This is a genomic window from Prevotella rectalis (assembly GCF_900607215.1).
Lineage (GTDB): Bacteria > Bacteroidota > Bacteroidia > Bacteroidales > Bacteroidaceae > Prevotella > Prevotella brunnea.
In genome coordinates this window covers 85437-96976 of the sequence record NZ_LR027821.1, presented here as the reverse complement: position 1 = coordinate 96976, position 11540 = coordinate 85437, and the positions used below count along the sequence as shown (strand labels likewise).

Genomic DNA, 11540 nt, shown 5'->3' with positions numbered 1-11540 from the left:
ATGAGTTTCTCATAGGCACGGCTGCGCATCTTCTCCAAAGACAATGCGTGTTGGAGGTTCACTATCTTCTGGCGCAATATCTCATTGTCTGTCAAATTCGTTTCTTTATGAGCCATACGATACCTCTGGATTACTTCCGAGGGCAAAGATAACGATTTTGAATCAACGGGCCAACGTTTCAGCCATTGGAACATTGAACCACTAGACACATTCCACTTACGCAATATGGACGCTTGAGAAGCACCGCTAGAATAATAATCGATTAACACTTGCAGCTTGAACGAATACGAAAATTCGCGCGGGGTTTTACGTTTTGTCATAATTTCTTACTTTTTTTATAGTCAGAATTGTGACAAGCTAAATCCGTATAAGACATTTTGAATCTCGATTAATATTCTTCTGATTATCAGCAGGTTGGGAGGCATGCCCCGGTTTCTGTTTTTGTCATCTTTTTTCGTGGCGGTGGTCGGATGGAAAGTTTGAAATCAAGCCCTTGTTTTCCCAAGCGGGGAAAGAAAAAACCGAACCCTCGTGAAGGATTCGGTGGTGTGTGCGTGGAGTGGGTAGTGATGGATTCGAACCACCGAAGCAAGAAGCAGCAGATTTACAGTCTGCCCCATTTGGCCACTCTGGAAACTACCCGATGGGTGGGCGTTGACGGATTCGAACCGCCGACCCTCTGCTTGTAAGGCAGATGCTCTAAACCAGCTGAGCTAAACGCCCTTACTTTTTCAGTAAGCGGGTGCAAAAGTAATGTTTTTTTTTCGCACGTGCAAGTTTTTCTGCAACTTTTTCTGTCTTTTTTTCTTTTCTCGTTCAGCGGTTGTATTGCCACACCTGTTTGAGTCTTCGCAGGAAATGATAATAATAGAGCAGTCCGGCAGTGGTCAGTGCGAAGGGGAAGGCGAGCCAAATGCCGAGCAGTCCGGTTTCCATTCTGATGCCGAAGAGATAGCCCAGGGGCAATCCGATGACGAAGTAGGCGAGGAATGCCGTGTACATGAGTGGTTTCACGTGGGCGAGTCCGCGCAAGGCGTTTCCGTAGGTGCACTGCATGCCGTCGCCAAACTGATAGATGATGAGGGGGATGATGGTTTGCGCCACGAGGCGGCTCACGTCGGCGTCATCGGTGAAGATGGTTCCCAGGCTGTCGCGCCACGCCATCACGGGCACCGACACGGCGAGTGCGATGAGCAGGATGAGATGGAAGCCTGCCGCCGCCGTCGCCTTCACGGCTTTGTAGTCGCGTTGTCCGGTGAAGTAGCTCACGCGAATTGCCACTGCTGCTCCCATGCCGTAATACACCATGTAGAAGAATTGCGAGATGGTGAGCATCACCTGGTGGGCGGCGAGCGATGTCGTGCCAATCCATCCCACCATGACGGAGCTAAGGCTGAACGCTGCCGTCTCCATTCCCATTTGCATGCTGAGTGGGAATCCTATCTTGCACAGACGGCGGATGTCGGTGCGGTTGATTGGCAGTTCGCCGAAGCCTTTTTTATACACTTTGTAGCGAGGCATGAAGAGGAAGACTGCCACGAAAGCCACTGCCATGACGATGCGCGAAATCATGGTGGAGAGCCCTGCGCCATAAAGTCCCAATTCGGGGAATCCCCATTTGCCGTAGATGAGTGCGTAGTTGCCCACGATGTTCAGCAGGTTGCCTCCGAGCAGAATCCACATGGGCGTTCGGGTGTCGGTGGTGCCGTCGGAGAGCTGTTTGAAGGTGTTGAACCATGTTACGAAAGGCAGCGAGAGGAGATTCACGATGAAATAGGGTCGCATCAGGGGCAGAAGCTCTTCGGGCTGTCCGAGTCGGTGGAGGTTCAGATAGAGCAGTGTCATCACGCCTACCAAAAAGAATGCCAACAAGGTGTTGCTCACGAGCGAGTTCTTCAACATTCCGCCTATCTTCCGGTTCTCTTCCCTTCCGTAGAGCGAGCCCACGATGGGGGTCAGTCCGTAGGCGAAGCCCATGGCAAAGATGAGCACGAGCACGAACATGTTGTTTACGAACGCTGCCGCACCCAATTCCGCCGTACTGTGCCGACCTATCATGAGCGTGTCGGCAAAACCGAGCACGATGGTTCCGATTTGTCCGATGATGATGGGAACGCCCAATTGCGTCAGGGCGCGATAATGCGTGTAATAAGGCTTTATTTGCGTGAACATGCTTCGGTTTCTTTATTTTCTTTTCTCTTTCTCAAACTCCACGCAGACGTTCTCGTATCCCATGGATTTGAGCAGTTGGGTGAACTGTCTGCGTGCGTTCTCCCTCGCCACGTCGATGTTCTCCCTCGTCATGCAGCGTTGGAGCATTTTCCGATGAGCAATGTCGTAGAGCCGTTTCATGTCCTGTGGCGTCCATTTGCCTTTTTGAAAGAACGACCGGGAGCGTGCCTCGTCGATGAAATCCTGACTGAGCAGTCGGATGGGGGGCAGCGTGGCAACAATCACGCTGTCGTGTTCCACGCGAATCCATCCCTGTCGGGTCTCGCCGAGGTTGATGCCGAGCCGGAGAGTTCCGTAATAGATGCGCGCCAGCTCCGCATCGATGAAGAGACCGGGTTTTACGGAGTCCACCAGTTCTTCGTCGTCGATGGCAAGGAACTCCCATTCGCCCATGTCGCGAATGCTTTGGATTTGTTGCGGCGTGATGTCGATGCGGTTGTCCACCGTTATGCCCACGTGATTGCCGGTGTTCAGCCGGTGGCAGTAGTTGAGCAATCCGATGATTAGTGCGATGCCGATGACGAGGAGCAGTGCCGCTGCCTTGGCGTGTTGGCCGATGAACCGAAGCAGACTAATCATGGCTTGCCCCCTTTCTCTCTGTGGTTGTGGCATCGAGCAGCGAGGAGAGGTCGGCTCCGGTGAATTGTTTTCTGAAACTTATCGTGATGTCTTCCTCCCTATAGCCCATTGCCGTGAAGATGGGCAGGAGTTGTCGCGCCGCGCTCCGTCTTGCCTGTTCCATGATGCCCGTCCGCGGCAAGGCAGTGAGAATCTGACTTCTTCCCTGTCGCTCGTAGGCAGTCAGTTCCTCATCGGTGAAGTTGCGGCGAGTCAGTGCCACGTACTGCTTCACGCCATCGTGGTCTATCTTTGTCGCCGTAAGGGCGATGCGTGGGTCGGGCAGGGTAATGCTGAGCTTGCTTCCCTCGCGCCGGATGTTCGCCTCGCTGAAGCCGTCGAAGTCGATGTATGCCTTCAGTGTCGCACTGACGGGAATGGCGATGCGTCGTTCGCCAAGTGGCAAGTCAAGGCTGAAATCTTTTTGCAAGAGTTTTCCCGACACTTTCGCTTTGTCGTTGTGAGTGATAATTTTTCTGATGCGATATTCTGTGGTGTAGAGTCGCGAGCATTGTCTCACCTTCAGCACCATGAGGGGTATCGTGTCGATTGGCTCGGCTGCCGGTGTGGTGTCGCCGTGCTTGGAACAGGCGGCGGCGAGCAGTGCCGTAAGCAGGAAGAGGATGATTTTTCTCATAAGCGTTGCTGAGTCTTGCCCCATTGTTCGCCACCTTTCTCTCTTGGCGCGGATGGGGATTTCGATGGCGCAAAGTTAGGAATTTCCCCCCGATTATGCAAGTCGGAAGGCGAGTTTTAGGACAAAAGCTCGTGTGGGATTGCAAACTTATAATTATAAATAACCCTAAAATCTTATCCAAAGAAGCTGTTTCGGAGTTTTATTTGTACATTTAATTAATTTCACTTTTCAAAGAAAGAAAAGCGAAAAAGTGGCTCGTTCCCTTTTTTTTCGTACATTTGTAGCCCGATAAACTCGCGGGAACGATTTCCGCGGGACAGACAAAACAAAAACGACAAGGAGACAATGAAATACATCATCATTCCCGACAGCGCGGAAATCCGCCGGCTGCCTTTCTATTTCGCCGTGGAAGAGTATGTGGCACGCACCTATACCGACGACGATTACTTCATGGTGTGGCAGGTAGAGCCCACCGTCATGCTCGGACGCAACCAACTTATCGCCAACGAAGTGGACACCGATTACTGCCGACGTGAGGGCGTGGACATCTTTCGCCGAAAGAGTGGCGGCGGTTGCATCTATGCCGACAGAGGCTGCTTGCAGTTTTCTTACATCTCCTTCGCAGAGAATGTCAGCTCGGCCTTCGTCGATTACATGAAGGGAGTGGCGGAAATGCTTCGCTCGCTGCACATCAACGCGTGTTTATCGGGCAGGAACGACATCCTCGTGGAGGGGAGAAAGGTGGCAGGCAGTGCTTTCTACCGGCTCAAGGGGCGCAGCGTGCTCCACAACTCACTCCTCTTCGACACACGTTTGGAACACCTCTCGAAGGCACTCACGCCCTCGGGTGAGAAGCTGCGGAGCAAGGGGGTGGCATCGGTGGCGCAACGCGTGACGAACATCGGACAATACACCGAACTCGGCATAACGGATTTCATCGCTTACGTGCGGGAATATATGTGTGGCAGCGAGGGGCGCACGCTCACCGAGGCAGACATGACTGCCATCGCCGCGATTGAACGGGAACTGGCTTCCGATGAGTTCACTTATGGGAAAAACCCGAAATACACCGAGATACGCTCAAAACGGTTCCCGGAAGTGGGCACCATTCAGGCGCACATAGAATTGAAAAACAACAAGATAGTGAATATCAATCTCATGGGCGACTATTTCCTGCTAGGCGATCTCGACCGCGAACTGCTCGATGTGCTGCGCGGAACCGACTTCACTCGCGAGGCGGTGGCAAAACGACTTGAGGGTATCGAACTCGGGACTATCATCCGGGAACTGACCATCGACCGGTTCCTGCGGCTTCTCTTCGGCAGACCGCCTCACGTCATGAAGCCCGATTGGCTGAAGATCGACCTCCGCTCGAAACAGTCTTCGGGCGAAACGGCAGGCATCCTCGCGCGACATAAGATGAATACCATCTGCACCAGCGGACTTTGTCCCAACCGAACGGAATGTTGGATGGCACGCACTGCCACGATGATGATAGGCGGGGAGGTGTGTACGCGCAAATGTCGCTTCTGCAACACGCTCAGCGGACGACCCAAACCGCTCGACACGGAAGAACCGCGCCACGTGGCAGAGACGGTGAAGGCACTCAAACTGCGCTATGCCGTCATTACATCGGTGGATAGAGACGACTTGCCCGACTATGGTGCCGACCACTGGGTGAGGACGGTGGAGGCGGTGCGCAACATGAACCCGGAAACGAAGATTGAACTGCTCATTCCCGATTTCATGGGGAACATGGAACTGCTTGGGAAGGTGCTGGAAACGCGACCGCACGTCTGCGGACACAACATGGAAACGGTGCGCCGACTGACGCCCTCTGTGCGCAGTGTGGCACAATACGACCGAAGTCTGGCGGTGCTGGCGGAGATAGCTCGCCGTGGAGTTCAGGCGAAGACGGGCTTCATGCTCGGACTTGGCGAGACCCACGAGGAACGCTTGCAAACCATGGACGACATCCTTGCCACGGGCTGTCGGCGGCTCACGCTCGGACAATATCTGCAACCCACTGCCAACCATCTGCCCGTTAGCGAATATGTTACTCCGGAGCAGTTTGCCGAATACAAGCGCATTGCTCTCGAAAAGGGTTTCCGCCACGTGGTCAGCGGTCCGCTCGTGCGCTCTTCTTATCATGCGGCGGAAACTGCCGAATGAGGGTGGCGCGCCAACCCATCGGACACTTGCTTTCCGAAGGGGCTGATGTTCGTTTCGGAGGGGTGGGGCAGCTCCTTCCGGGACATGAATAATTCCATTCCGATTGTTTCGGAATGGAATGTTCATGCGTCCCCGCTCCGTCTTTCTTTCCTTTGTCGCTGTCAGCGAATGGGGATGCCGTGCGTGTTTTTCACCACCGACACCACGAAGTTGCTGTGCAGATTTCCGATGCACTCGATGTTTCCCAACGTGTTGAGCATGAACTCTTGGTAATCGTTCATGTCCTTGGCATACACCTTGATTTGGAAGTCGTATTCGCCACTGGTTTCAAAACACTCCGTAATCATTTCGATGTCCTTTACGGCATCGGTGAATTTCTTGATGTTCGGCAGGGTGTGCTGCTTCAGTCTTACGTTGCAGAGCACGAGGATTCGGTTCCCCACCTTGTTGCCGTTCACCACCCCCATGTAATGCTCTATGTAGCCTTCGCGCTCCAATCGCTTTTGGCGTTCAAAGGTGGGAGAGGGCGACAGATGCACCTTCTCGGCAAGTTCTTTTACCGTGAGATGCGAGTCTTGCTGAAGTATGCGCAAGATTTGCAAATCGACGGCGTCTAAGTTTTCAGTCATTTCCATTCTGCCATAAGTTGAAAATTCAGAATATTATTTTTGATTATTCTCTATATGGGGGCAAATGTAGCATAATTTTCCGAAATACACAAAAAAGTTTGCTTATATAATATTTTTTGCCTACCTTTGCATTGCAATAATGATAATACGGTTAAAGTTTTTAAGGTAGAAGGTTAAAGTTAAAGGTATAAGTCTTAGTAATAAGATTGTGATTTTGGGTAATCATATTAGTACAACAATTAGCGATTTTGATTCCGATTAGACGTGATGTCCGGTCGGAATCTTTTTTGTTTGATGCCGACAATGTTTTTCTTCTGTTCATGCAAAGCTTAGCCATTGCTTTTTAAAAGCTAACCTTTTGCAGTGCAAAAGGTCATGAATTGCAGTGCAAAAGGTAAGCTTTTAAATTCAGATTAATATTCCCCTGATTATCAGCAGGTTGCGAAGTGCGTTTTTAAGTCTGATTTCTTAGAGGAACGCTATGGTCAAACCTGCCATGACGATGCTGACCATCGACATGAGTTTGATGAGGATGTTCAGGCTCGGGCCGGAGGTGTCCTTGAACGGGTCGCCCACGGTGTCGCCCACGACGGTGGCTTCGTGACATTCCGACCCCTTGCCGCCGAAGTTGCCTTCCTCAACGAGTTTCTTGGCGTTGTCCCATGCGCCGCCGGCGTTTGCCATGAAGACTGCCAACGTGAAGCCGGCAGCCAATCCGCCAACGAGGAGTCCGAGCACGCCTGCCACACCGAGTATCAATCCCACGAGGATGGGGATGGCAATGGCAAGGATGCTGGGGAAGACCATCTCGCGCTGTGCGCTGCGAGTGGAAATCTCGACACATCTGCCATAATCGGGCGTGGCTTTGCCTTCGAGTATTCCGGTGATTTCGCGGAACTGTCGGCGCACCTCTTCCACCATGGCTTGTGCGGCACGCCCCACGGCGCCCATGGTCAGCCCGCAGAAGAGGAATGCTGCCATTGCACCTATGAATGCCCCAACGAGCACTTTCGGGTTCATGAGCGTTACTTCGAAGAACTGCATGAAGTCGGGCATGGTGGCTGTGGACGGATCGAAGGCGTTGCCTGCCCCGTCGATGAAGTGCTCGCCCTCGTTCATGGCGCGCACCATTGCCATTTTCACTTCTTCCACGTAGGAGGCGAGCAGTGCCAAGGCCGTGAGAGCCGCACTGCCTATGGCGAAGCCCTTGCCCGTGGCGGCGGTGGTGTTGCCCAGCGCGTCGAGCGCATCGGTGCGTTGGCGCACGTCCTCACCCAGTTCGCTCATTTCGGCGTTGCCCCCGGCATTGTCGGCGATGGGTCCGTAGGCATCGGTGGCAAGCGTGATGCCGAGCGTGGAGAGCATTCCCACGGCTGCAATGCCGATTCCATAGAGTCCGCGGCTGATGGCATCGGAACTCATGTCCATGTCGAAGCCGTTGGCGCAGAGATAACTCATCATGATGGCAACAGAGATGGTGATGACGGGGATGCAGGTGGATATCATTCCCGTGCCCAAACCCTTGATAATCACTGTGGCGGCTCCCGTCGTGCCGGCTTCGGCGATGTGTCGGGTGGGCGAATAGGTGTGCGAGGTGTAGTATTCGGTTGCCTGTCCGATGATGACACCGGCGACAAGTCCCGTCAGTACGGAGAAGGAGATGCCCACCCAATTATCGAGTCTGAGCAGATAGAGAATGCCAAACGATGCCACTGCCACGAGGACGGCACTGACGTTCGTGCCCAATCCGAGCGCGCGGAGCAGGTCTTTCATCGTGGCCCCATCCTTGGTGCGCACGAGGAAGATGCCCAGCAGCGAGAGAAAGATGCCCACGGCGGCAATAATCATCGGGGCAATGACTGCCCTCAGCTGCATGTCGCCGTTCATGGCGAACGCCGTTGCGCCGAGTGCGGCTGTGGAGAGGATGCTGCCACAATAACTTTCGTAGAGGTCGGCACCCATTCCCGCTACGTCGCCCACGTTGTCGCCCACGTTGTCGGCAATGGTGGCAGGGTTGCGCGGGTCGTCTTCGGGGATGTGAGCTTCCACCTTTCCCACGAGGTCGGCTCCCACATCGGCAGCCTTGGTATAGATACCTCCGCCCACACGTGCGAAGAGTGCTTGCGTGGATGCACCCATTCCGAAAGTGAGCATGGTGGTGGTGATGGTGGTGAGCGCCATCGCGCTGCCCTCATATACATAGGAGAGGAGAAGGAACCAAAAGGCAATGTCGAGCAGTCCCAACCCGACTACCACCAGCCCCATGACGGCACCACTGCGAAAGGCAATTTTCAGTCCGTGGTTCAGTCCGTGGCGCACGGCGTTGGCAGTGCGTGCCGAAGCGTAGGTGGCGGTTTTCATGCCAAAGAAGCCCGCCAAGCCCGAAAAGAGACCGCCCGTGAGGAATGCCACCGGCACCCAAGGGTTCTGCACCTTCAGCACGAAAGCCATGATGGCAAAGACCACAACCATGACGGCAAAGACCATTGCCACCACCTTGTATTGCTGTTTGAGGTAGGCCATGGCACCTTTTCGCACGTGTTCGGCTATCTCTATCATTTTCGGGGTTCCCTCCTTCTCTTTTATCATGGCAGAGAAGAAATACCATGCCATTGCCAATGCTATCACCGAGGCAATCGGTACGAGCCAAAATACTACAGGAATGTTCATAAGCTGCGGATGTTTAGGTTCAACAATTCGGGGCTTCCCACCGCTACATGAGGGGGCGACCCGCTCTTTGGCGAATGTTACGATAGTGTAACAATTCTTGACAAATGTACTGATAAAAATGATAAATCAACAATTTTCAAACGATTTTAACATAAAAAACAGATAATATCGCAATCCCAACACCATTTTTTACCCGTATTCAACGCAAAAAAAAACAGACCGGCGGATGAACAGCCTGCTTTTTTCATGTTCCGTCGGAAAACTTTCCGAAATGTTTGCGCAATCTGAAAAATATCTTTAACTTTGCGGATAAGTAAAAGGTAGAACATCATAAAGCAATAAATCATGAAAGTAGTAAACACAACTAATGCACCCGCAGCCATCGGTCCTTACAGTCAGGCGATAGAGGCAAACGGATTGGTAATCACTTCGGGACAACTCCCCATCGACCCTGCCACCGGTCAGTTCGCTCCGGGTGGCATCAAGGAACAAACCCGCCAATCGCTGCTCAACGCGCAGGCAGTGCTCAAAGAAGCCGGCATCGACCTGTCGCACGTGATGAAGACAACCGTCTTCCTTGCCGACATGGAAGACTTCGCGGCAATGAACGAAGTCTATGCCGAATTTTTCAAAGAGCCGTTCCCGGCACGTTCCGCCATCTCGGTGAAGCGGCTGCCCAAGGACGCGTTGGTGGAAGTGGAGTGCATCGCAGTGAAATAAACTTCAAATTAATCATTCTTCATGGTGGGAGTGCTTCTTCGTGGGGCACTCCCGCTTTTTGCCTTCAGAAGCGCGAAGCATCGAGCCACGAAACATCAAGTCGCGAAGCCGGCGAAGAACGCCATAAGCCCTTAGTTGCATGACACATCATCCCATCCGATAACGGAAAAGCCGGCAGACTGTAAAAAAAATATTTTCCGAAATTGTTATGTTTTGCGAAAAGAAACTGAGGGAAAGAAAAGCCAATAGCAAGTTGGCGGAGTATATCCGTAACGGCAAGATAGTCAGTGGAAGCAACACAGAAACAACAGCCATAGCCTCAGTGGAGTATATAATTAAACCAGTTTATCCTCCAATCACATATTCAAATTCATCAAAATTCTCATACCCTAATTCTTCTAAGACTTGACGACTGTGTTTGGGTCAGTCGTAAAACCCAGTTGCATCCCCTCCCTCTCATGCACATAATTTCATAAGTATTTGTTACCTTTGCATTATGAATAGCGAACAATTGTTGCGTTGTATCTTTCCAGAGATACTCGCAGATTATTTTGATGTGATAGATATCCAAGAGAGCATTTCCCAGATAGACTTCTGGTTGGATGAGCGTAACTTTATGGAAGAAGCAGACCGCAAGTCCGGCACAGTAAGCAGTTACGGCTTTACCGCCGAACGGGTTGTCCAAGACTTTCCCCTTCGTGGTAAGCCCGTTTACCTTCATGTCCGCCGTCGAAAATGGCGTGACAGTTCCACGGGTGAGATATTCAGTTATTCTTACGATGACCTGACGGCTGAGGGCAGCAAACTATCCCCTGAGTTCGTTTCTTTTTTAAAAGAATAGAATTGAGTCTACTGCGGAGAGCATTACAGGTATCGGCTCTCATTATGGCGTAGACGGTAAGCAGCTTTCCCAACAATACAAGGAGCATTTCAGCGATTATCGCCGGTGGGAGCAGTTGTCGCATGCGGGAGACTGGCTGCTGTTTGATGAGAACCTGGGAGAGAGCCTGAGTATCGATGAGACTTGTCTAAGCAGCGGTGAGGTCTATACGTTTCTGACCAACAAGGCTGGCAAAGGTGGCAGGGGTACGCTGGTAGCTGTGGTCAGGGGAACAAAAGCCGAAGATGTGATCCGTGTTCTGGAAAAGATTGACCTTTCCAAAAGAAAGACTGTCAAGGAGATAACGCTCGACTTGTCTTCCTCTATGATGATCATTGCGCGCACGGTGTTCCCCAAGGCACTCATCACCAGTGACAGGTTTCATGTGCAGAAACTTTACTATGACGCTTTGGACGACATGCGCATAGCCTACCGGTGGATGGCAAGGGACAGAGAAAATGAGGAGATGAAGGAAGCCAAAGCCAAGAACGAAACCTACAAGCCATTCAGATATAGCAACGGTGACACACGTAAGCAACTACTTGCCAGGGCGAAGTTTATACTGACTAAACACAAGTCCAAGTGGACGGAATCGCAAAGGCTAAGGGCGGAAATAATCTTTGAAAACTACCCGGAACTCAAAAAAGCCTATGACCTGGCCATGGAACTTACCGATATTTATAATGCCGGAAGCATCAAGGACGCAGCAAGGCTGAAACTGGCAAGGTGGTTTAATAAGGTGGAGAAGTTGGGGGTGGACAACTTCTATACGGTTATTGACACCTTTAAGAACCATTATGATAGCATACTCAATTTCTTTGTCAACAGAGCCACAAATGCCAATGCTGAATCCTTCAACGCAAAAGTCAAAGCCTTCAGGGCACAGTTCAGGGGAGTAACGGATATTCCTTTCTTCCTTTACAGGCTTATGAAATTATGTGCATGAGGGGAGAGGGGTGCAACTGGGTTTTACGACTGACCC

Annotated in this window: 11 protein-coding genes and 2 tRNA genes; 4 read left to right on the top strand and 9 right to left on the bottom strand. The window is 52.0% G+C overall.

The window, feature by feature from the left end; all coding sequences use genetic code 11:
* From E0E16_RS07590 to E0E16_RS07565, 6 genes are all read right to left on the bottom strand, one after another.
* The coding region (locus E0E16_RS07590; protein WP_181951318.1) for a hypothetical protein at window positions 1-320 on the bottom strand (320 nt) is incomplete at its 3' end.
* Between the two features lie 240 nt (window positions 321-560).
* A tRNA-Tyr gene (locus E0E16_RS07585) sits at window positions 561-642 on the bottom strand.
* 6 nt (window positions 643-648) lie between these two features.
* Window positions 649-723 (bottom strand) — tRNA-Val (locus E0E16_RS07580).
* 93 nt (window positions 724-816) lie between these two features.
* Window positions 817-2172: an MATE family efflux transporter gene (locus E0E16_RS07575; RefSeq protein WP_130829827.1), complete on the bottom strand. Its 1356-nt coding sequence runs from the start codon at window positions 2170-2172 to the stop codon at window positions 817-819.
* 12 nt (window positions 2173-2184) lie between these two features.
* Complete coding sequence (locus E0E16_RS07570; RefSeq protein WP_130829826.1) at window positions 2185-2811, bottom strand: DUF4230 domain-containing protein; 627 nt, start codon at window positions 2809-2811, stop codon at window positions 2185-2187.
* Complete coding sequence (locus tag E0E16_RS07565; protein ID WP_130829825.1) at window positions 2804-3487, bottom strand: DUF4230 domain-containing protein; 684 nt, start codon at window positions 3485-3487, stop codon at window positions 2804-2806. Before E0E16_RS07565 ends, E0E16_RS07570 begins: the two co-directional genes overlap by 8 nt.
* A gap of 345 nt (window positions 3488-3832) precedes the next feature.
* On the opposite strand from E0E16_RS07565, the gene lplA reads away from it, so the two are divergent.
* Window positions 3833-5659, top strand: coding sequence for a bifunctional lipoate--protein ligase/lipoyl synthase (lplA, locus tag E0E16_RS07560; RefSeq protein ID WP_130829824.1), 1827 nt, complete (start codon window positions 3833-3835; stop codon window positions 5657-5659).
* Here lplA and E0E16_RS14330 read toward each other — a convergent pair.
* The 3 genes from E0E16_RS14330 to E0E16_RS07550 form a co-directional block, all read right to left on the bottom strand.
* Window positions 5635-5757 carry a hypothetical protein gene (locus E0E16_RS14330; protein WP_255418145.1) on the bottom strand — a complete coding sequence of 41 codons (123 nt, stop codon included), beginning with the start codon at window positions 5755-5757 and terminating at the stop codon, window positions 5635-5637. The two genes, lplA and E0E16_RS14330, sit on opposite strands and share 25 nt — an antisense overlap.
* A 63-nt stretch (window positions 5758-5820) precedes the next feature.
* Window positions 5821-6294, bottom strand: coding sequence for an Lrp/AsnC family transcriptional regulator (locus tag E0E16_RS07555; RefSeq protein WP_130829823.1), 474 nt, complete (start codon window positions 6292-6294; stop codon window positions 5821-5823).
* A gap of 462 nt (window positions 6295-6756) precedes the next feature.
* Complete coding sequence (locus tag E0E16_RS07550) at window positions 6757-8958, bottom strand: sodium-translocating pyrophosphatase (protein WP_130829822.1); 2202 nt, start codon at window positions 8956-8958, stop codon at window positions 6757-6759.
* Window positions 8959-9303: 345 nt separating this feature from the next.
* Here E0E16_RS07550 and E0E16_RS07545 point away from each other — a divergent pair, with 345 nt between their 5' ends.
* The 3 genes from E0E16_RS07545 to E0E16_RS07525 all read left to right on the top strand — a co-directional run bounded on the left by E0E16_RS07545 (window position 9304) and on the right by E0E16_RS07525 (window position 11504).
* On the top strand, window positions 9304-9678 hold the full coding sequence (locus tag E0E16_RS07545; RefSeq protein WP_130829821.1) for a RidA family protein: 375 nt from the start codon (window positions 9304-9306) through the stop codon (window positions 9676-9678).
* Window positions 9679-10174: 496 nt separating this feature from the next.
* Window positions 10175-10519 (top strand): ISAon1 family transposase N-terminal region protein, encoded by a 345-nt coding sequence (locus E0E16_RS07535; RefSeq protein WP_130829820.1) that lies wholly within the window; start codon window positions 10175-10177, stop codon window positions 10517-10519.
* A 1-nt stretch (window position 10520) separates the two neighbouring features.
* Window positions 10521-11504 carry an ISAon1 family transposase gene (locus tag E0E16_RS07525; RefSeq protein WP_439650607.1) on the top strand — a complete coding sequence of 328 codons (984 nt, stop codon included), beginning with the start codon at window positions 10521-10523 and terminating at the stop codon, window positions 11502-11504.
* Window positions 11505-11540: the final 36 nt, after the last annotated feature.

Bases quoted from the DNA above. Each gene is read 5' to 3' on its own strand.
- E0E16_RS14330 (WP_255418145.1), bottom strand. From the start codon at position 5,757: ATGGAATTATTCATGTCCCGGAAGGAGCTGCCCCACCCCTCCGAAACG.
- E0E16_RS07545 (WP_130829821.1), top strand. From the start codon at position 9,304: ATGAAAGTAGTAAACACAACTAATGCACCCGCAGCCATCGGTCCTTAC.
- E0E16_RS07565 (WP_130829825.1), bottom strand. From the start codon at position 3,487: ATGAGAAAAATCATCCTCTTCCTGCTTACGGCACTGCTCGCCGCCGCC.
- lplA (WP_130829824.1), top strand. From the start codon at position 3,833: ATGAAATACATCATCATTCCCGACAGCGCGGAAATCCGCCGGCTGCCT.
- E0E16_RS07555 (WP_130829823.1), bottom strand. From the start codon at position 6,294: ATGGAAATGACTGAAAACTTAGACGCCGTCGATTTGCAAATCTTGCGC.
- E0E16_RS07550 (WP_130829822.1), bottom strand. From the start codon at position 8,958: ATGAACATTCCTGTAGTATTTTGGCTCGTACCGATTGCCTCGGTGATA.
- E0E16_RS07535 (WP_130829820.1), top strand. From the start codon at position 10,175: ATGAATAGCGAACAATTGTTGCGTTGTATCTTTCCAGAGATACTCGCA.
- E0E16_RS07575 (WP_130829827.1), bottom strand. From the start codon at position 2,172: ATGTTCACGCAAATAAAGCCTTATTACACGCATTATCGCGCCCTGACG.
- E0E16_RS07570 (WP_130829826.1), bottom strand. From the start codon at position 2,811: ATGATTAGTCTGCTTCGGTTCATCGGCCAACACGCCAAGGCAGCGGCA.